Source organism: Proteus sp. G2669, assembly GCF_009915245.1.
GTDB lineage: Bacteria > Pseudomonadota > Gammaproteobacteria > Enterobacterales > Enterobacteriaceae > Proteus.
This window is the reverse complement of record NZ_JAABLX010000055.1, coordinates 200,506-222,322: the sequence shown is the minus strand read 5'-3', so window position 1 is coordinate 222,322 and position 21,817 is coordinate 200,506. Positions and strand designations below refer to the sequence as shown.

Sequence of the window (21,817 nt, the reverse complement as noted above, 5' to 3'; positions counted from 1 at the left end):
CTCTCGTCTTGATGGGAAAATTTTTCTAAGATTATAGATAAATTCATCAGCTTTTGATATCAACCGAAAGTGAATGAGATCACCGAATAAATAATTAATCGAAGTTATTATCGCGCTCGGTGTCTAAATTTCTTGCAGTTAGTCTTATCAATCAAGGAGTGGTTTAATGAGTAAAACGTTGCAACCTGGTGAAAATACATCACTAAGTGAAAATAAAGGACAAGTTAAAGTCTCTCATGCAGTAGGCGATAATCTTGATATTAATCTGACGGCATTTTTAGTAACAGGATCAGGAAAAGTCGTTAATGACGACGATATGGTTTTCTTTAACGCTCCTCATCATGCCTCTGGTGCGGCTTCGTTTATTTCACCGATAACTCAAGGCTCAACGGTTATTCATAGTATTGATTTTGACTTATCTCGTTTACCCGCCAATATTACCAAAATTGCCATTACCTTGACGCAAGATGGAAGTGCTGGCGGTTTTGCTGTTGTTAATCAATTAAAAGCGCAAGTATTGATAAATAATGATGTTATTGAATTAGCACCAAGCCAATTTTCGCAAGAAACGGGCATTATTGTTTTAGAGCTGTATATTCGAAATGGGCAAAATAAAGTACGTGCTGTTTGGCAAGGGTTCGCGTCTGGACTTGCTGGGCTATGCGATCTTTATGGCATTGAAGTTGAAGAGCCTGCCCCAGTTATTGTGCCTGCATCAACACCACCTGTTAATATACAAAAAAGTGTGGTGAAACTGACGAAACCAGATAGTAGCCACCGTGTTTCTTTACTAAAAGGGAGTGATGCACCTAAGCGCATTTTAGTCAGTGCAACATGGATAGATAATGGTGATGGTAAGGATAATGATGATTTAGATCTTCGTGTGGGTATTTTGCGTCCCAATGGTCAAATGTCTATAATTCAAGCGCCAGATAAAAGTGGTGCTTTTAATGCAGATCCTTTTGTTTTCCATACGGGTGATGTGGTCAGTGTTAGTCAAGATCAGCCCGGCTGTGAAACAGTTGAAATAAACCCCGCTATTTCTCAATTAATGGGCGGAAAAGTGGCATTAGTTTGTAGTGTTTATTCTGCCATTAGTAATGGTTGTGTTTCTGTTGCATCATTAAAACCAACAATGCGTATGGAATATGGTAATCAAATCGTTGAGTGCTCTTGCGAATACAAAAAAGGCTTTTTCAATAATATGATTTACACCTATGTCATTGGTATTATTGAAATCGATCAAGACAGTATTACATTAAAACCTTCAGGTGTGACATCAAGAGCAGGTAGTGAAGCCACTCCTTGGTTAACACGTATTGGTGATGAACTTAAGTTAACGATGGATGGCCCTCATGTTTTTAAAGGAAAGAAACCAAGTATTCTAGGCAAAAAACGTTATGTTTAATTTCATTATAAAAAAGAAATAACTTAGCGTTTGTCCTAAAAAAGGAAAACGGGCAATGATTAAAATGCCCGTTTTTTTATTTATTTACTTAAAGAGATGATAACCTGTGAAATTAAGCACGTCTTTTTTGCTCTAATAGCCACTTGTCTAATTCATTAGCAAAAAGCTGGCGGTCGCGTTGGTTTAGGCTTGCTGGCCCCCCCGTTTGAATACCACTAGCTCTCATCGTATCCATAAAATCACGTATATTTAAGCGTTCACGAATAGTGGCTTCAGTATAACGTTCGCCCCTAGGATTTAGAGCAACCGCCCCCTTTTCAATCACTTCAGCCGCTAATGGGATATCTGCGGTGATCACCAAGTCATCTTTATTGGTACGGCGAACAATTTCGTTATCCGCAACATCAAATCCAGCAGAAACTTGTAATGTGCGTAAAAAAGGCGATGCAGGTACGCTTAATCGTTGGTTAGCAACAAAAGTAATGATCATTTTTTCTCTGTCTGCTGCTCGATATAACACTTCTTTGATTACTTTAGGACATGCGTCAGCATCAACCCAAATAGGCATAACAACTCTCTCTTGATTATTCTGTATTAAATATTGCATGGTTAAGGAGGTTAAAATAACACAATAATCCTAACTAAGTGATTGAAGCTTTGCTCTTGCTCGTTTTTCTGATTGCTGATTAACCCAAATACTCACTAATATCACAATCATACCGATAATTTGTAAGCTAGTTAATTGTTGTCCTAATAACGCCCAACCTAAAATAACAGCACTAAGCGGGCTTAAAAATCCTAATGATGCTACAGAGCTTGGCCCTAATAATGCCAGTCCTCTAAACCAGAAAATATAGGTTAATGCTCCACCAATTAACGTTAAATAGGCTAAGCCTAAAAGATTAATCCCCGTTAATGAAGGTAATGCAGGTTCAAATAATAACGCAAAAGGTAATAATACAGCGCCACCAGCAGTTAATTGCCACGCGGTAAACGTTAAAGGAGTAACTGGCGGTTGCCAACGACGACTTAATACAGTACCCGCTGCCATTGATAAAGCGCCACCTAATCCTGCCATTATTCCGATAGGATCAAGTGTTGCATTAGGTGTAAGTATTAATATTGCCACACCTAATATCCCACCTAATGCTGCTGAAATAGAAAGCTATGATAAAGGTGTTTGTAATAACCAACGAGACAAAAATAAGACAATTAAAGGCTGAACTGCTCCTACAGTTGCTGCAACACCACCAGGTAAACGATAAGCAGAAATAAATAATAACCACCAAAATAGTGAGAAATTTAAAATACCCAAAATGATTACGCGTAACCACCATATCCCTTGAGGCAGTTGTCTCATAATTATTAATAATAAAATACCAGCAGGTAATGCACGTAATGCAGCCAATGTCATTGGTACGTTAGCGGGCAACATTTCGGTTGTCACAATATACGTACTTCCCCAAACAATGGGAGCTGAAGCGGTTAATAAAAGCGTTGTGTATCGATTCATAAAGTGACTCAATTTATTTGTCATTGTGATTTATCTTGAGGTCAAGATAAATTGATAATACCTTGACGTCAAGATAAATAATTGACATGATAAATGTATGGACAGAATAGATAGAATTACCGAACAATGGCAACGTGAACGACCTGATCTTGATATTAGCCCAATGGGGTTAATTGGCCGGTTGGGTAATATCACTTTGCATCTTTCCCGCGAAATGGAGAAAGTTTTTTCCCAATTTGGCTTGAATACATCAAGTTTTGATGTGCTTGCCACATTACGACGAGCAGGAAATCCTTATACTCTTTCTCCTGGTGAAATGTTATCAACATTGATGGTTACATCGGGCACAATGACAAACCGTATTGATCAATTAGAAAAAGCAGGCTGGGTTATTCGTAAAGTTAATCCGGAAGATGGTCGTAGCTTTTTAGTTTCTTTAACACCACAAGGTTTGGAATTAATCAATCAAGTTATTGAAGCTCATGTTAATAATCAAAAACGTTTGGTGGCGGATTTATCACAACAAGAACAGCAAGCATTAAATGCATTACTCAAAGTTTTTCTTAATTCCCTAGAATAATATTTTTCCCCCTATTCTATTTTCTGCAAGATATTTAATAATAAAGGTAAGTACAGAAACTGGGTGTTCTTACTTATCTTCTTTTCTTTGTTTGCTTAAAAACCCTTCTTTTTATGCCGTTTTTGTTTATTTAGGCACCTAATGTGCATGAAGTCACATTTTTACTTTGATTTAAATCAAAGATGTATTCTATTTACTATTTTTAGGTTGCTGAATACCAAAAGTTAAATTATAAAGCGAATGATAATCATTATTGATCTCATTAGGATCTGTAACTATGTGCATTCAATTTAAATCTTGCTTCGTCTTATCTGCTCTAACTCTCTCACTTTCTCAATACGCCATTGCTGAAACGGCGTCACCTAAAGAAGAAACGCTAGTTGTTACTACAACACGTAGTGCTTCCTCTTTATGGAATAGCCCTGCGACCATTCAAGTCATTGATAAAGAATCATTAAGTCAATCAACAGCTTCTTCTATTGCGGATCAATTGCGTGATATTCCTGGTGTTGAAGTGACTGATAATAGCCTCGCGGGCCGTAAACAAATTCGTATTCGTGGCGAATCTTCATCACGTGTACTTTTATTGGTTGATGGGCAAGAAGTCACCTATCAACGAGGTGGTCAAAACTTTGGTGCGGGTATTTTAATTGATGAATCTGCCCTAGAGCGTATTGAGGTGGTTAAAGGTCCCTATTCTGTACTTTATGGTTCACAAGCTATTGGCGGTGTGGTGAATTTAATCACCCAAAAAGGTGGCGATAAGCCCTTTGGTGGCAATGTTAAAGTTGTTTATGACTCAGCAACGATGGGATGGCGTGAGTCTGCGTTAATTTCAGGCACAATAGGTGATTTTGAATACCGTTTTAATGGGAGTTATGCCGATCATGGTGATCGCGATACGCCAGATGGTCGCTTAACTAATACGCATTTTAGAAATAATGGTCAAGGGGCATGGTTAGGCTATAAAGTTGATAAACATAAATTTGGGCTTTCACTTGATCGCTATGATTTATCTACGCAATCTTATTATGCTGATGAAGGCAAATATCAAGAATTTAGCGTTAAAGTACCTAAGCTTGAGCGTGAAAAAATCGGCTTATTTTATGATTATGATATTGATGCTGATTATTTTAAGAAACTTCATATAGATGCTTATACACAGCGAATTGAGCGAAAATTTGAGAACCGCGTTGGTGTCGTTACGCCAACAGGTAGCCCAATGATTGGTAATTTAACTGTTAAAAACCGAACACAGTCGGAGGATACACAGAATACTTATGGAATGACTATGCAGGCAAACTTTACGTTACCTGCAAATAATGAACTCATTTTAGGCGCACAATATCAACAAGATAAAGTAAAACAAACCTCTGCTGGCCAAACATCTTCAAATAGTACAACGGGTTTCCCACCTGCCGTAAACTATGAAAAACAATCTCTGTTACATAATCGCAGTAAACAAACTAATGCATCTGTTTTTGCCCAAAATGATTGGAAAATAACAGAAGATTGGTCATGGACTGTGGGTGCTAGGCAGTATTGGTTAAAATCAGAATTACAAGATGGTGATGAGACTGTTAACCATAATAAAACAGGCACAAGCTATAAGACATTATCCTCTACCTCTGTGAGAGATAACGCTTTTATTATTTCATCCAATCTGCGTTATTCCGGATTTAAAGATACTGAATTGCGCCTTGCATTTGCACAAGGTTATGTGTTCCCTACGTTAGTTCAGCAATTTATGAATACAACGGCGGGCGGTGCGGTGACTTATGGCAATCGTGATCTTGAGGCTGAACATTCTAATAACGTGGAATTTGGTGCGCGTTATAAAGGGAATAATTGGTATGTTGATAGCGCCATTTATTATTCTGAAGCAAAAGATTACATCACCTCAGCCGCTTGTGCTGGAGAACGTATTTGTGAAGGAAATAGCAAAACAGGCCGAGCAGATTACTTCTATTATGACAATATCGATCGCGCGAAAACTTATGGTATGGAGGTAATGGCCCAATACCAAGGCTGGTCAATTACACCTTATGTTTCTGCCAATGTGATGCGTCGTCAATTTATTAGCCCAACCCTAAAAACATGGGATACAGGGGAACCTACAGTCACTACACGTATTGGTGCTAAACATCTATTATTACTCAATAATATGAATCTAATGTCAGATTTATATTTAAGATCTGCAACGCAAGCTAAAGATTATAGCAATCCAGAAAATAAACAGCATTACGCTGGCTGGACAACGGTTAATCTTTCACTTAGTAGTGAGTTTGGTCATAACGATCAATATCGTATTAACTTTGATTTAAATAATATTTTAAATAAACGTTATCAAACGGCTCATGAATCTATTCCTGCTGCGGGTATTAATGCAGCTGTTGGCCTGACATGGGCGTTTTAACAATGAAAAAAATATTAATTACTCTCAGTTTATTATTGTTACCTTTTAGCTTAACGGCAAAAGAGAATATAAAAAATGACCGTTGGGTTATTGCGGGTGGTTCTATTGTGGAATTAGTTTATGCCATGGATGCTGGCAATAAGGTTGTTGGTGTTGATGAAACTACCTCTTACCCAGAACAAACTCAGGCATTACCTCATATAGGGTATTGGAAACAATTAAGTGTTGAAGGCATTTTGTCTTTGCGTCCTTCTACTTTTGTAACGTGGGATGATGCTGAGCCGAAAATGGCCTTACGTCAGCTTGCACAGCATAACGTTAAGGTGATTTCTTTACCAAGAACGCCAGCAACCTTTGAGTTAATGCTTCAAAACATCCGCACGTTAGCCGTTTCACTGGATAAGCAGGCACAAGGCGATGCATTAATTGATTCATTACAATCCCGCTTAGACACTATTAAAGCCAAAAACAATCAAATTAAACAGAAAGTAAAAGTGATGTTCTTTCTTTCACCGGGAGGTGGAATTCCTCAAGTTGCAGGGAAAACCAGTGTCGCAGATGCGATCCTTCAATTAGCAGGCGGTGAGAATATCGCAACACACGAGAATTATCGTATCTATAGCGCAGAGGCCATTATTGCCGCTGATCCAGAGTTAATTGTTATTACAACACAAAGCCAGAAAAACCAAACAGGTACAATAAGAGCGTCTGAAGGATTAGCTTCTGTGCCCGGTGTGTCAATGACTCAAGCATGGAAAAATCAACGCATTATCGAAATTGATCAATCCCTTATTTTGGGAATGGGGCCTCGTATTGTGGATGCCGTAGAATTATTGCATCAACAATTTTACCCCGCTGATCTAGTAAACGGTAATAAGGTCGAATAATAAGTAGGAATGATTTAATAATGAAAGAGTCAGTCGCAACACATATTATGCCCCCTTCTACTGAAATTGATCTCACTGCTCATTTCGCTTTAGAAGGTGATAGCCCTTTTCGAGATAGACATGCCACCATGCCATGGCGAGGTTCTGCACCTATTGCGAAAGAAGAACAGCAATCCACATGGCAAGCCTTATTAGAAAGTAAAACACCAGCCTGCAAACGTTTGTTGTATATTCATATTCCTTTTTGTGCGACTCATTGTACGTTTTGTGGATTTTATCAAAATAACTATCACGAAGAAGCCTGTGCACGCTATACCGATGCATTACTGCGTGAGATATCGGCTGAGTCAGATAGTTTACTTTATCAATCAGCACCAATCCATGCGGTTTATTTTGGTGGTGGAACCCCTTCTGCGTTATCAGCTAAAGATCTTTATCGTGTGATCACGCATTTGCGCCAATCCCTCCCTTTAGCGCCAGATTGTGAAATCACCATTGAAGGTCGCGTTTTAAATTTTGATGATAATCGTATTGATGCTTGTTTAGATGCAGGTGCAAACCGTTTTTCTATTGGCATTCAAACCTTTAACAGTAAAATTCGTAAACGAATGGCAAGAACCTCAACGGGTGAAGAAGCAGCCAAATTTATGAAAGGGCTTTGTTTACGCGATCGTGCTGCCGTGGTGTGTGATTTGTTATTTGGATTACCTGGGCAAGATGCGACGAACTGGCAAGAAGATCTCACTATTGCTCATGATATTGGTTTAGATGGTGTCGATCTCTATGCATTGAATTTATTGCCTAATACACCATTAGGTAAAGCGGTTGAAAATCAACGAATTACTGTGCCTTCACCAATACAAAGACGCGATCTTTATCTTCAAGGTTGTGACTTTATGGAAAATGTGGGCTGGCGTCAGATCAGTAATAGCCATTGGGCAAGAACAACCCGCGAGCGCAATCTTTACAACCTATTAATCAAGCAAGGGGCAGATTGCCTAGCTTTTGGTTCTGGTGCTGGTGGCTCAGTGAATGGTTATTCATGGATGATTGAACGTTCACTTGATAATTATTATCAAAAAATTACAGATAACCAAAAACCCTTAATGATGATGAGTCGTACAACTGATAGTGGTTTTCGTTGGCGTCATGAGTTACAAGCTGGCATTGAGTGCGGACGTGTTGACTTAGCCAAGTTAAGCCCACAAGCGACTCTACTCTCCCCTTTATTAAATCAATGGTATCAAGCGGGTCTTGTTGAAGACGATTTTCTTTGTATGAAATTGACCAATGAAGGTCGATTTTGGGCAAGTAACTTACTGACATCCTTACAGCAATTAATTTTGCAATTAAATACACCTCGTTAATTTTATTACCCTGAATATTAATTAGAAGATGGAAACAACATCATGAATACTGAATTACAACAATTTTTAATGACTGAGCCTGATGGAACATTGGAAACTATTGCTACACAATTTAATACCACATTGTTGGAGGTTGTGAGACATTTACCATCACGCTCATTAATGAGTGGCGAACAATTCGATACTGTATGGGATAGTGTGATGAAATGGGGTAATGTCACCACGCTTGTGCATACTCAAGATGTTATCTTAGAGTTTAGTGGTGAGTTGCCAAGTGGTTTCCATCGTCATGGCTATTTTAACTTACGAGGTAAAAAAGGAATGACTGGCCATATTAAAGCCGAAAATTGCCAATCCATCGCAATGATCGAACGTAAGTTTATGGGTATGGATACCGCCTCTATTTTATTTTTCAATCAACAAGGCGTTGCTATGTTTAAAATTTTCCTTGGACGAGATGAACATCGTCAATTATTGCCAGAGCAACTATCAGCCTTCCGTCAATTAGCACAACAATTAAATAAGGAATAATTGCACGTGAAAACTTGGGTTATTTTTGGTGCTGGCGGTAAAGGGATTGGCGCACATATTGCAGATATTGGCGTTACACAACAACGCCCTATTGTGGCTTTAGTTCGTTCCGAAGATGCGGCCAATCGTTTAGAAGAAAAAGGGATCAAAACAGTTATTGGTGATGCGATTGATGCTAAAGCGGTTGAAGCTGTTTTAACACTAGCAGGAAAAGAAGCAGACATTATCTCCACAATGGGCGGAGAAAATGATTATCTTGCGCATAGAACCGTGATTGATACTGCGGAAAAAATGGGGTTTCAACGGATGCTCATGGTTTCTTCTTTAGGCTGTGGCGATAGTTGGGTTGCTTTATCTGACAGAGCAAAAGCCGCTTTTGGGCAAGCCGTTAGAGAAAAATCATTAGCTGAAGTATGGCTGCAAACTAGCCGTTTTGATTATGCGATAGTAAGACCTGGCGGATTACTGAATGGTGAAGAAACGGGTAAAGCTCAGCTTTATCAATATGAAGAGACTCACGGCTTAGTTAATCGTCGTGATGTCGCGCGTTTGGTGACTCAACTTCTTGAAGCCGATCTTCTAGATGATCAAGTTTATGCAGTGGTTGAACCGGGTTTGGTGCCAACTAAATCATAGATATTAATATCAACACAATTAACTTAAGAGATAACCTATGTGTTATCTCTTTTTTCTTGCTTTTATTGTGGTCAATAACTCACATTATGATGAGTTTTCTGCTCACAATGAAATTTCCTCAATAGACATTTGTCACTTTACTGTCTTAATAGGGGTAACTTGTGGCATAATGCGGCCCCATTACCTTTTGTCATTCACTAATAATGAGTATTCGTCTTGTTAATCAGCAATAATATCACTATGCAGTTTGGCTCGAAGCCACTGTTTGAAAACATTTCTGTCAAATTCGGTGGCGGAAATCGCTATGGTTTAATCGGTGCTAACGGTAGCGGTAAATCAACCTTTATGAAAATTTTAGGTGGCGATTTAGTGCCAAGTAGCGGTAACGTATTTCTTGATCCTAATGAGCGCCTTGGTAAATTAAAACAAGACCAATTTGCTTATGAAGAATATACAGTGCTTGATACTGTGATTATGGGGCACACTGAACTTTGGGAAGTTAAACAAGAGCGCGAACGCATCTATAACTTACCAGAAATGAGTGAAGAAGATGGCTTACGAGTTGCCGATCTGGAAGTAAAATTCGGTGAAATGGACGGTTATACCGTTGAATCTCGTGCTGGCGAATTGTTATTAAATGTAGGCATTCCATTAGAACAACATAATGGCCCTATGAGTGAAGTCGCACCAGGTTGGAAATTACGTGTGTTATTAGCACAAGCCCTATTCGCTGATCCGGATATTTTGTTACTGGATGAACCGACGAATAACTTGGATATTGATACTATTCGTTGGCTTGAACAAACGCTAAATGAACGTAACAGTACCATGATCATTATTTCCCATGACCGTCACTTCTTAAATATGGTCTGTACGCACATGGCTGACCTTGACTACGGTGCATTAGCCGTTCATCCAGGTAACTATGATGAATATATGTTTGCTGCAACCCAAGCGCGTGAACGTTTATTAGCGGATAATGCGAAGAAAAAAGCACAGATTAATGAATTACAATCTTTTGTAAGTCGTTTCAGTGCTAATGCATCTAAATCACGCCAAGCAACCTCTCGTGCTAAGCAAATTGAAAAAATTCAATTAGCTGAAGTTAAAGCATCAAGTCGCCAAAACCCATTCATCCGCTTTGAACAAGAGAAAAAATTATTCCGTAATGCGCTTGAAGTGGAAAATATCTCTAAAGGCTATGATGATAATGCCCCACTGTTTAAAGACGTCAATATGATGCTTGAAGTGGGCGAAAAAGTTGCCATTCTAGGTAATAACGGTGTGGGTAAATCGACGATGATTAAAACATTAGTCGGTGAATTAACACCAGATACAGGCCGTTTAAAATGGTCTGAAAACTCAAATATCGGTTATTATGCACAAGATCATGCAACTGATTTTGAAGTAGATATGACCGTATTTGATTGGATGAGCTTATGGATGAAACCAGAAGACGACGAACAATCTGTACGTAGCGTATTAGGTCGTTTACTGTTCTCTCAAGATGACTTGAAAAAATCAGTTCAAGTTTTATCTGGTGGTGAAAAAGGCAGAATGTTATTTGGTAAGCTGATGATGCAAAAACCAAACATTCTGATTATGGATGAGCCAACCAACCACTTGGATATGGAATCTATTGAATCACTGAATATGGCATTAGAACTTTATCAAGGTACTCTGATTTTTGTTTCTCATGACCGTGAATTCGTAAGTTCATTAGCAAATCGTATTATTGAAATTACACCTGAAAAAGTGACTAATTTCCAAGGTACTTATGATGAGTTCCTTGCCAAAAAAGGTGTTACACTTTAATTTCACAGCAGAATTAAAGTAATAAACAAACAAAGGCTTGATAACTATTTATCAGGCCTTTTTTATTGTAATCAAAAGATCCCGATAATTTCGCCCTCCTATTTTTATTTCATTTATGACTCATTCTATTTTTACGGCAATACAAATATAAATGATTATCATTTATATTGACTGACAGTCAGTCGTTAGTGTATGTTACCGACCACGAGTCAATCATGGTTTATTTCATTTTTTGGGATCATTATGTTGCTACTACCTCAAACAATACATTGTCCAAATAAGCAATTAAAAAATTATTGGAAATGTGGCTATTCTTTTGTTTTACCGACATTAATTTCACTAAGCGTGATGTCACCTTCTTTTGCATCAGAAAATATTGAAAAAATTATTGTTACTTCTGCGCCAAGTTCGTCGTCTGATGCACAACCTTACGGATATGTTGCAAAACAACAGACAACGGCAACTAAAAGTGATGCCACTTTATTAGAAGCACCACAAATGGTTTCTGTTGTTAATCGTAGCCAGCTAGATAACTTGCCCTCTGAATCTATTAGTCAAGCATTACGTTATAGCTCAGGGGTTGTGAGTGAAAAATTTGGCGCTTTTGGAAGCGGTATTGATTATTCAAAAATGCGCGGATTTGATGCTGATTATTATTTAGATGGCTTAAGAATGCTTGGTAATAGTGGTATTTGGGCGCCACAGATTGATAGTTGGAGTTTAGAAAGTATTGAAGCCGTACATGGCCCGGCATCTGCCTTATATGGACAAGGTGGTGCAGGTGGCGTGATTAATATGACATCGCGTCGCCCTTCCGCAGAAACGCAACACCAAGTGCAATTACAAGCGGGTAATAATAAAAATCATGGTATTAAATTTGATACCACATCAGCTCTTAATGAGGATGAAACATGGTTATATCGTGTTTCAGGGTTAGCGCTTGAACAAGAGTCGCAAATTCCCTCTTCTCGTCAAACTCGTTTTCTTATTTCACCGGCTATCACTTGGAAACCGAATGATGCACTGAGTTGGACAATATTGGGACAATATCAAAAAGAGCCTCGCCTAGGTTACTACAATACGCTACCGGCTCAAGCATTAGGTTTATTACCGAATCCTAATGGTAAAGTTGATCCTAATCGAAATTATAATAATCAAAGTCATGATAATTCACATCGTAAACAACAGTCGTTAACTTCATTGTTTGAATATGAATTGTCCCCACAGTGGCAATTTAAGCAAAACACTCGTTTTATGAAGGTTGATACGGAAATAAGCCGTGACTATACCCGTGGTTTTTTACCTGGTGATCGCTTATTAACTGCGGTTTATCAGGAAGCACCAAGTAAATCAGAAACATGGGTAACTGATTCACAATTGATTGGTAAATTAGCAACATGGGATATCAATCATACTGTGATGGCTGGTTTTGATTACCAACATGGCTATATGACAAAAGATTGGTGGGGTTCACAAACGGTTAGTTTTGATCCGTGGGCATCACATCATAAGCCTGATTTTGAGCCTTACCCTGTTTCTCGTACTTCCACAAAACAACAATTTGATCGCTATGGATACTATTTACAAGATCACCTGCGTTGGCAGCAATGGAATTTATTACTCAGTGGCCGTTATGACAGTGCGGACTTAGATACACATAATCAAATATCAGGTACGACACAGCAAAGCCATAACACAGCATGGAGTCATCGTGTTGGTTTAAGTTATCAATTTAATAATGGGTTCTCACCATGGATAAGTACATCTGATAGTTTTGATCCTGTATTGGGCACTGATGCAGATGGAAAAGCTTTTATTCCAATGAAATCAAAACAATATGAAGCAGGCGTTAAATATCAAAATCCTGAGTTAACACAACTGGTTAGTGTTTCTGTATATCAATTAACCCAAGAAAATGTCACAACACATAATCCTAGAAATCCTGATTATTATCAGCAATCAGGTGAAATTCGTTCTCGTGGACTTGAGTTTGAAAGTAAATTAGCGCTAACGCCACAAGTTAATATGATGCTCAATTATGCCTATCTTCATAATATTGTGACATCGACTAGCGATCCAACCACCTTAAATAAACATCCTGTTCAAGTACCTACTCATACGGGATCTGCATGGATAGATTATCGTTTCCATCAGCCTTATTTAGACGGTGCATTATTAGGTGCGGGTGTCCGTTATTTAGGTTCAACTTACGGCGATAATACAAATACATTTAAAGTACCCGCAGTATGGTTAGGGGATGTGAGTTTCCGCTACCAATTATCGGCAATTAATCGTGAATTACAGGGTTTAGAATTAGGATTAACTGTCAGCAATATCACGAATAAATCCTATGTTTCTAGCTGTACTAGTTCGACTTATTGCAGTGTGGGAAGCGACCGTGTTGTGCTTGGTGTCCTCAATTACTATTTTTAGGAAATGAACATGGATAACTATCGACGTTCATTACTAAAAGGTGCCAGTGCATTATCGTTACTATTAGCAAGCCCTTTTCCTGTTTATGCAAAACCAAAACAGAGAGAAATCGTTGACATTCTGGGAAGAGAAATTGTATTACCACAAGAATTAACACGTATTTATGTGGCAGATAGTGGGTTATTTTTACTTTATGCTTCATTAAATGAAGGCGCTCTTTATGAGCGCCTTATCGGGATGCCTTCTGCATTTCGTACCGCCGACTTAAGTTTATATCATCAATATACGCGAGCATTCCCCCAATTATTGGCATTACCTGAATTTACGGCTATGTCGAGTGGGCATTTCAATAGTGAGAAACTTATCGCGCTAAAACCCGATGTCATTATTGTGGCGGTTGGAACTTATCGTGCAATTAGTGTGAATGGTGTGCTGGATTTATTAACGAAAGCGAATATTCCTGTTGTGGTGTTTGATTTGAGTATCGACCCACTTAATAACACGCCAATCAGCACATCTATTATGGGGAATTTACTGGGTAATATTTCACAAAGCCAAGCCATGAATCAATTTCGTGAAAAACAACTCACTTATATTTCTCAGCAATTAGGAAAAAAACCATTTAAACGCCCTAATGTGTTATTTGAACGAGCTGCGGGCTTTACACCTGAGTGTTGTCTTTCTTATGGTAATGGCAGTATGGGACAAATGCTACAAAATGCAGGTGGGCAAAACTTAGGCTCAGAATATATAAAAGGCACTTATGGGGTTTTGAACCAAGAAACGGTGATTTATGCCAAACCCGATAAAATTTTTTTAACAGGGGCTGATTGGAGTGGCTATAACCCGTCAGGTGATTGGATTAACTTAGGGCCTGGTGCAAATTTAGATTTGGCAAAACAGCAACTTGAAATTTTAATGCAACGGCTTGCCTACAAAACACTCGATGCGGTTAAAAATAAACAAGTATATGCCCTTTGGCACTCATTTTATGACAGCCCTTTTGGTTTTATTGCAATCTTACAAATGGCTAAATGGCTACACCCTGATCGCTTTTCTCACCTCGATGTAGACACTATTTTTTATGATTACCATACTCAATTTTTACCTGTGAAATGGGAAACGGGCTATTGGGTAACATTACTTGATCAAGATAAGGAATAATCATGTTTGATATCTATTCACCCGATCCTTTACGGGCAAAAGTTGAGTCACAGTCAGCAGGAAAAAGAACTATTTTATACTCAGCAAAAGGCCAACCTAACTATATGTACGTTGTTCCTTATTTTCGATTAAATGAGGTATCAGATAATCTTGATGATACTATTCACTCTGCATTTATTGTAAATGAAAAAGTTAAGAATGGATTTTTCTATGCGTGTTACCCCGCTTCATTGCATCAAGGTGAGTTGTTAAGTTTGCCTAACCAAAAACCGGCGACATTATTAGATTTATTGAGTTTTCAGCAATATGCACAACATACAGGGCGGGGATTTCATTTAAGTACCCATGCAGAATGGGCTGCTTTAATGCTGTGGTGTCGCCACCACAATATGATTGAAGATGGCAATACAGATTATGGACGAAGTTTTCTTCATCCAGAGCAATCTGTTAATCGCGTTGATGGTAAAGAAGCTGGTGATACTGACTTTACTACAGGTGATCCCACGACAATAACAGGACCGCAATGGTCGAATTGGTATCATGATAATAGTGAGTTTGGTATTAGTGATTTATGTGGCAACCTTTGGGAATGGCAAAGCGGTATGCAATTAAATGCCGGAGAAATACAGATAATTAAAGATAATGATTCAGTATTCTGTGGTGATCCCTCTGTAACAGAGCAATGGCATTCAATAGCATTATCAACGGGGCAATTATTGCCCATCAATCATCCCGATAGCGCAAAATACGATGCCCCTTCAGATCATTGTGACAAAAATGCAGGCACTCCCATTTTATCAACTTCAATAAAACACTATAACGGCACACCAACAGATAATGGTTATCCTGCGGGATTAATGGATGGTGATTTTAATGCAATAACAGCAGAAAATAGTATTGAAATACCTACATTATTTAAAGAATTAGGATTATATCCAGCAATAAACCAACAGGACAATGATCAGGTTTATTTACGAAATTATGGTCAACGCTCTTTAATGCGCGGAGGGGCTTGGTATTCACAACAAGCTGCAGGTATGCGAACTTTGTGTTTAAGCCACAATGCATCACATCGCAGCACTTCTGTCGGTGGTCGCCTTGCTTGGATTGATACAACCAGTTAATTAATCTAAAAAATTATTATTTATAGACATTTTTGCATAAATTAATTTACCTTAGTATCGATTGCATGAATAATAGTGCTAATAGTAATCATTATTATTCGGTGGCTTATTGTGATTAATCTTTATGCATTTAAATTAAAACCGGTGGCATTGCTCTGTTCTGCCACCTTTCCTTTTGTTTTGGCTACACAGGCTTTTGCAGAAGAAGCAGTAAAGACAGAACAAGTAGAAAAGCTTGTCGTTAGTGCTCAAGCATTAAAAGTAAATACTAGTTTGCAAGAAACGCCTAAATCCGTTTCTGTCATTTCTCAAAAAGATCTCGAAATACATGCGCCTCAAAAACTTGATGAAGCTTTACGTTATACGTCAGGTGTCGTTTCTCAACCCTTTGGTGCCGATAACGATACTGACTGGCTTCGTGTGCGCGGTTTTGAAGCTGCAACGTATTTAGATAACAGTCGTCTCTTTCGTGATGGTTATTATACATGGCTACTTGAACCTTATGGTTTTGAACAAATTGAAGTTGTAAAAGGTGCTTCAGCTGTATTATTTGGTGAATCTACACCTGGTGGTGCTGTTAACGTAGTACAAAAGAAACCCAGCTTTAAACCCCAAAATGAAGTATTTCTTGAAGTTGGAAATAATGATCAACGTGGGTTAGGTTTTGATGTTTCAAGTGCCACGGATGATAAACGTGTGCGCTATCGCCTTGTTGGGTTAATGAAAAAATCAGACGGAGAATTATCTCACACAGATAGTGAGCGTATTTATCTGGCACCAAGTGTTGCGATTAACTTGACTGACGATACATCATTGACGTTTATGGCAACTTATTTGCATGATGATGGCACACCAACTAACCCGTTCTTTCCTGCCGCAGGCACTTTGATTTCATCTCCTTTTGGTAAAATTAAGCCTTCAACAAATTTAGGTGAACCAGGTTACGATAAGTATAAACGTACTCAAATTTCAGCGGGTTATTTATTAGAAAGTAATATCAATGATGTTTGGCGTTTTTCTCAACGTCTAAATTATGGTTATAACGATCTGTTATTGCGTAGCGTTTATGCCTTCCCTAATTCAGATATTACCGCAACAGAACTGAATCGTGGCATCGTTTTCCGTGATGGTAAAAACCAAAGTATCTCTTTTGATAATAATGTTGTTGGTGAATGGGATACAGATAATTTCGAGCATACATTATTAGCGGGTGCTGAATTGCAATATCACCAAACTAAAGGTGATGAACAAGATAATTACAATTTTGGTACGATTAATCCGTGGAACCCTGTTTACGGTAAATATATTCCTCTTGATCCTGCTAATAATGTCAATCGCACCATCGACAAAACACAATATAGCCTTTATTCACAGTATCAAACCAAATTTGATAGTCGCTGGGTTGCAGTAGCCGGTGTACGTCAAGATTGGGTAAAAACAGAAAATAAAGCACAAACAAAAAATGAGGACAAATCACGTACCGATAGTGAGTTTAGCCTCAATGCAGGATTAATGTATCTAGCCGATAATGGTCTCTCTCCTTATGTGAGCTATTCTGAGTCTTTTGAGGTGATGAGCACTATCGACCCTGCGACGAAAGATCTGTATAAACCGTTAAAAGGCGATCAAATTGAGGCAGGGATAAAGTACACACCTGATTTTATGGATGGTTACTTTAATATTGCCTGGTTTGATATCACACAAAAAAATGCTCTTGTAGCAAACCCAACGACTTCTGTTTCAACACAAACTGGTAAAGTGACATCAAAAGGTGTTGAAGTAACAAGTGAAATGCAATTAACGGAACGTTTTGCATTAAAAGCCAATTATACCTATACCGATATGCAAACTGATGACACAGGTAATAAAGGTAAACAACAAGCAGGTTTAATTCCTAAACATACCGCATCTGCTTGGGGTAACTACACTATTCCAATTACTGGAACTCAAGATTTAACCTTAGGAACAGGTGTTCGTTATTTAGGTAAATCTAAAGATAATCCTAAGAGTAGTGATTTAACTGTACCAAGTGCAACATTATGGGATATGGCTGCAATCTATAACGTCAATAAACAGTGGCAATTACAGTTAAATATCAACAATATTCTTGATAAAGAATATCTCTCTGGTTGTGATTATTACTGTTATTACGGTCAATCCCGTTCTGTTTTATTGAATGCTAAATATCGCTGGTAAATTTTTCTTATTCCTCCATTTATTGCTCATCGTACAATAAATGGGGGAATATTATTTTATAAATGAGTGACCATGTTTGAACTCTCAAATATTCAAATGGATCGCGGTGGACGTACTATTTTATCAATCCCCTCACTGCGTATTTCAGATTCTGGGTTAACTATTGTGCTCGGTCATAATGGTTCAGGTAAATCGACTTTAGTCAGTTTATTATCTGGTCAGCAAGCCCCAGATAGTGGAAATATTACACTGAATAATTGCAATATCTCACACTATAAACCACGTGACCTAGCTAAACAGATAGCCTTTCTTCCTCAAAAACTTCCTGCTTCTGCAGGATTAACAGTAAGAGAATTAGTGCGTTTAGGCCGTTTTCCTTGGCGTGGAACATTAGGCCGTTGGAATAAAAAAGATGATGAAATAATCACAACAGCAATGGTAAAAGCGGGAGTTCTGCCCTTTGCAGACACACTCGCTGATGATTTATCTGGTGGTGAACGTCAACGTGCTTGGGTTGCAATGTTACTGGCTCAACAATCACCCATTTTAATTTTAGATGAACCTACTTCTGCTTTAGATATACATCATCAATATCAACTAATGGAACTCTTAAGTGAGCTAAATCAAACTCAACATGTTGGTATTATTGTTATTTTGCATGATCTCAACCTTGCCTTGCGTTATGCCACTCATATTATCGCGCTTAAAAAAGGGAAAATTGCATTTGAAGGTGAAGCCTCTCTACTTTTTGATGATGAGCGACTTTCAGCACTTTATGAAACACCTATTAAGCTGATTGAACACCCTGATAATCAAGGTTCACAACAACATAAGGTGGCGGTGGTATGCGTGTAATATTACAAAAAATAGTTAGATTTCTGCCTTTTTGTCTGGCTATTTTATTTATCACTCCCCTTGTTAATGCTGCGCAAAATAGCAATAAAATCCCCCAACGCATTATTGTTTTAGATTGGGATCTACTGGAACAAATATTGACACTTGATGTTATTCCTGTGGGGGCAACTGAAATTGCTGGGTATAACCAATGGGTAGCTCACCCTGTTGCTCCAAATACTATTGAAGAAGTGGGTATGCGAGCAGAGCCTAATTTAGAAAAAATGGCATCGTTAAAGCCAGATCTTATTTTGGCATCAAGTTCACAACAAGATTTATTGCCTGTATTAAAAACTATTGCCCCTGTCGTATATCTGCCTAATTTCTCTCGTCAAGATAATGCCGCAGAAGTTGCTTTGGCGCATTTTAATACCCTAGCCTCTATTTTAGGAAAAACAGCGCTTGCACAAAAAAAGTTAGCGGAAATGGATAGCACTTTTACACAATTAAAGAGCAAATTACAGCAAGCATTTATTACATTACCTGAAGTGGAAGTGATCCGTTTTTCTACATTAACATCTGTTTTTTTGTACACCGAAAATTCAACAACTGAATATGTAGTTAATAAGTTAGGTCTAAAATCTGCCATATCATTACCTCCTCAACCTTGGGGAATTGATCAGCGAAGAATGAATATATTGCAGCATATTAGACAAGGATATGTTCTTTATATGTTGCCATTCCCTGATGAAAGTAAACTGCAAAAATCCGTGTTATGGCAAGCCATGCCATTTGTACAGAATGGGCATTTTCATTCAGTGAAACCAGTATGGAATTATGGTGGAGTGGCATCATTAACGTTAATGGCTGAAGCTATTACAGAAAGTTTATTAGATATGGCACAGAATAATGAACATTAAGCAATTTACTTTCTATTTTTTGGCAATCATCTTATTAAGCATTACTAGCTTACAAATTGATAATTCTCTTTCATTATCTCGTCAATGGTATTTGTTAGGGCATTTAGACACAAACACCCTATTTGCCGATGTTTTTTTTATTCATGCACAATTACCTCGTTTAGCTATGACACTGCTGATTGGAGGAATTTTCGGTGTTATTGGCAGCTTAATGCAACAATTAACACAAAATAACCTGACATCACCGTTAACATTAGGAACTTCTTCAGGCGCTTGGTTAGCTTTAGTTATTGTTAATATCTGGTTTACAGATTGGGTTGCTGATCACAGCGCATTCGCTGCGACAATGGGAGCGTTATTGGCTTTCTTTTTGGTGATTATGATTGCAGGTATTCGCAATATGACCGGCTTGCCCCTTGTTGTTTCCGGTATGGTAGTGAATATCTTATTAGGTGCGATTGCAACCGCATTAGTGACGTTAAATTCTCAATTCGCCCAGAATATATTTATGTGGGGAGCTGGAGATCTTGCTCAAGATGGTTGGGAGACGTTTTTTTGGTTATTACCTCGAATTACACCTGTTTTACTTATTTTTATGTTTGCACCCCGTATTCTCACTTTATTGCGATTAGGGCATGAAGGTGCAACGGCTCGAGGGCTGTCTGTTTTACCCACATTTGCATTTTTTATTATATTAAGCACTTGGTTAGTTTCTGTTTCAATTACTGTTGTTGGCGTCATTAGTTTTATCGGATTACTTGCACCTAATATTGTCAGAACATTAGGCGCAAGAACGCCTCGTCAAGAGCTTATTGCCAGTGGCCTAATGGGAATATGCTTATTACTTATTACAGATAGCTTGGCAATATGGGTTGGACAGTGGCTCAATACGGTTATTCCCAGTGGGGTGACAGCCGCGGCTATTGGAGCACCTGCATTAATTTGGTTTAGTCGAAAGAAAATGAGAGCCCAAGATCAGCTTTCTATTTCTATTCATTCTCAGACCAAAACAGTATCAATATATACTGTGATAGGAATATTTGTATTATTAATACTTGGATTAGCCCTTACACTTTTCATTCATATTAATGAGCACCAATGGTTTTGGGAAATACCATCTGTTTACCAATGGGCATTACGCTCTCCTCGTTTATTAGCTGCTTTATTTGCAGGTATTGCACTGGCTATTGCTGGCGTTATTTTACAACGTTTAATCTACAATCCATTAGCTAGCCCTGATATTTTAGGGGTTTCATCTGGTGCTACTTTTGCATTGGTTTTTTCTAGCTTAATTTTAGGGAGTACCTTACAAACATCACAGTGGGGAATTGCATTATTAGGTAGCTGTATTGTGATGATTGCTCTATTAGTCTTAGGCAAGAAACACCAATATGCACCAGCCAGCTTAATATTAACGGGTATTGCCTTAACCGCGAGTTTAGAAGCCTTTATTCAATTTTTCTTAGCGAAAGGCTCATTAAGCAGCTATAAAATATTACTGTGGTTATCAGGTTCGACTTATCGTGTTAATAGTGAACAGGCTCTCTATTTTGCATTCGCAATCACATTGATTGTAGGAAGTGTCTTTTTATTAACGCGCTGGCTTGCATTAATATCAATTGGTCGAAGTTTTGCTTTAGCTCGTGGATTACATACTGAACGTGCCAGTATTATTTTATTAATCATCGTTTCACTATTATGTGCTTTAGTCACTTCAACGGTAGGCCCTATTGCCTTTATTGGCTTAGTTGCTCCTCATATGGCGGTATTACTTGGTGCTAAAAAAATCAACGCACAATTAATGGTTTCAGGGTTAATTGGTGGAACATTAATGGTTTGGGCTGATTGGCTTGGACAAATATTTATTTATCCCGCACAAATTGCAGCAGGAACTTTAGTCGCTATTTTAGGTGGTAGCTATTTCCTTTGCTTAATGCTGTTAAATCGTAGCCGTTGATTGAAAAAGCCTAAGATATTGGTGTTATTTTTGCTG

16 protein-coding genes and 1 pseudogene are annotated in these 21,817 nt (G+C 38.2%); 15 read left to right on the top strand and 2 right to left on the bottom strand.

All coding sequences use genetic code 11. The annotated features are described in order from the left end of the window. The first annotated feature begins 166 nt into the window (after positions 1-166). Positions 167-1,408: a TerD family protein gene (locus GWI68_RS18465; protein WP_166541224.1), complete on the top strand. Its 1,242-nt coding sequence runs from the start codon at positions 167-169 to the stop codon at positions 1,406-1,408. Positions 1,409-1,520: 112 nt separating this feature from the next. Here the strand turns inward: GWI68_RS18465 and GWI68_RS18460 are convergent, their stop codons facing one another. Together GWI68_RS18460 and GWI68_RS18455 are read right to left on the bottom strand one after the other, a co-directional pair. After that, positions 1,521-1,976, bottom strand: a complete 456-nt coding sequence (locus GWI68_RS18460) for a YaiI/YqxD family protein (protein WP_109408232.1) — start codon at positions 1,974-1,976, stop codon at positions 1,521-1,523. 69 nt (positions 1,977-2,045) lie between these two features. Continuing rightward, a pseudogene (locus GWI68_RS18455) lies at positions 2,046-2,921 on the bottom strand (EamA family transporter). A gap of 97 nt (positions 2,922-3,018) precedes the next feature. Between GWI68_RS18455 and GWI68_RS18450 the strand changes: the two are divergent. The 14 genes from GWI68_RS18450 to fhuB all read left to right on the top strand — a co-directional run bounded on the left by GWI68_RS18450 (position 3,019) and on the right by fhuB (position 21,781). Beyond that, positions 3,019-3,501, top strand: coding sequence for a MarR family transcriptional regulator (locus GWI68_RS18450; protein WP_166541223.1), 483 nt, complete (start codon positions 3,019-3,021; stop codon positions 3,499-3,501). Between the two features lie 277 nt (positions 3,502-3,778). Further along, on the top strand, positions 3,779-5,917 hold the full coding sequence (locus GWI68_RS18445) for a TonB-dependent receptor (protein WP_166541222.1): 2,139 nt from the start codon (positions 3,779-3,781) through the stop codon (positions 5,915-5,917). A gap of 2 nt (positions 5,918-5,919) precedes the next feature. Next, positions 5,920-6,804 (top strand): ABC transporter substrate-binding protein, encoded by an 885-nt coding sequence (locus tag GWI68_RS18440; RefSeq protein ID WP_166541221.1) that lies wholly within the window; start codon positions 5,920-5,922, stop codon positions 6,802-6,804. A 47-nt stretch (positions 6,805-6,851) separates the two neighbouring features. Beyond that, complete coding sequence (gene hutW, locus GWI68_RS18435; protein WP_166541436.1) at positions 6,852-8,171, top strand: heme anaerobic degradation radical SAM methyltransferase ChuW/HutW; 1,320 nt, start codon at positions 6,852-6,854, stop codon at positions 8,169-8,171. Between the two features lie 39 nt (positions 8,172-8,210). Further along, positions 8,211-8,702, top strand: coding sequence for a heme utilization cystosolic carrier protein HutX (gene hutX, locus GWI68_RS18430; RefSeq protein ID WP_109408227.1), 492 nt, complete (start codon positions 8,211-8,213; stop codon positions 8,700-8,702). 6 nt (positions 8,703-8,708) lie between these two features. Continuing rightward, positions 8,709-9,338, top strand: a complete 630-nt coding sequence (locus GWI68_RS18425) for an NAD(P)H-binding protein (protein ID WP_166541220.1) — start codon at positions 8,709-8,711, stop codon at positions 9,336-9,338. 216 nt (positions 9,339-9,554) lie between these two features. Continuing rightward, complete coding sequence (locus GWI68_RS18420) at positions 9,555-11,153, top strand: ABC-F family ATPase (protein ID WP_166541219.1); 1,599 nt, start codon at positions 9,555-9,557, stop codon at positions 11,151-11,153. Between the two features lie 192 nt (positions 11,154-11,345). Next, entirely contained in the window at positions 11,346-13,586 is a 2,241-nt protein-coding gene (locus GWI68_RS18415; RefSeq protein ID WP_109408224.1) for a TonB-dependent siderophore receptor, read from the top strand. Positions 13,587-13,595: 9 nt separating this feature from the next. Beyond that, positions 13,596-14,750 (top strand): ABC transporter substrate-binding protein, encoded by a 1,155-nt coding sequence (locus GWI68_RS18410; protein WP_166541218.1) that lies wholly within the window; start codon positions 13,596-13,598, stop codon positions 14,748-14,750. 2 nt (positions 14,751-14,752) lie between these two features. Beyond that, complete coding sequence (locus GWI68_RS18405; protein ID WP_166541217.1) at positions 14,753-15,874, top strand: SUMF1/EgtB/PvdO family nonheme iron enzyme; 1,122 nt, start codon at positions 14,753-14,755, stop codon at positions 15,872-15,874. A gap of 111 nt (positions 15,875-15,985) precedes the next feature. Then, entirely contained in the window at positions 15,986-18,070 is a 2,085-nt protein-coding gene (locus tag GWI68_RS18400; RefSeq protein ID WP_166541216.1) for a TonB-dependent siderophore receptor, read from the top strand. A gap of 72 nt (positions 18,071-18,142) precedes the next feature. Continuing rightward, positions 18,143-18,925: an ABC transporter ATP-binding protein gene (locus GWI68_RS18395; protein WP_166541215.1), complete on the top strand. Its 783-nt coding sequence runs from the start codon at positions 18,143-18,145 to the stop codon at positions 18,923-18,925. Further along, a complete protein-coding gene (locus tag GWI68_RS18390; RefSeq protein ID WP_166541214.1) occupies positions 18,916-19,824 on the top strand; it encodes an iron-siderophore ABC transporter substrate-binding protein in 909 nt (302 codons plus the stop codon). Before GWI68_RS18395 ends, GWI68_RS18390 begins: the two co-directional genes overlap by 10 nt. Beyond that, positions 19,814-21,781 (top strand): Fe(3+)-hydroxamate ABC transporter permease FhuB, encoded by a 1,968-nt coding sequence (gene fhuB / locus GWI68_RS18385; RefSeq protein ID WP_166541213.1) that lies wholly within the window; start codon positions 19,814-19,816, stop codon positions 21,779-21,781. The genes GWI68_RS18390 and fhuB overlap by 11 nt, the downstream gene beginning before the upstream one ends. Positions 21,782-21,817 lie beyond the last annotated feature (36 nt).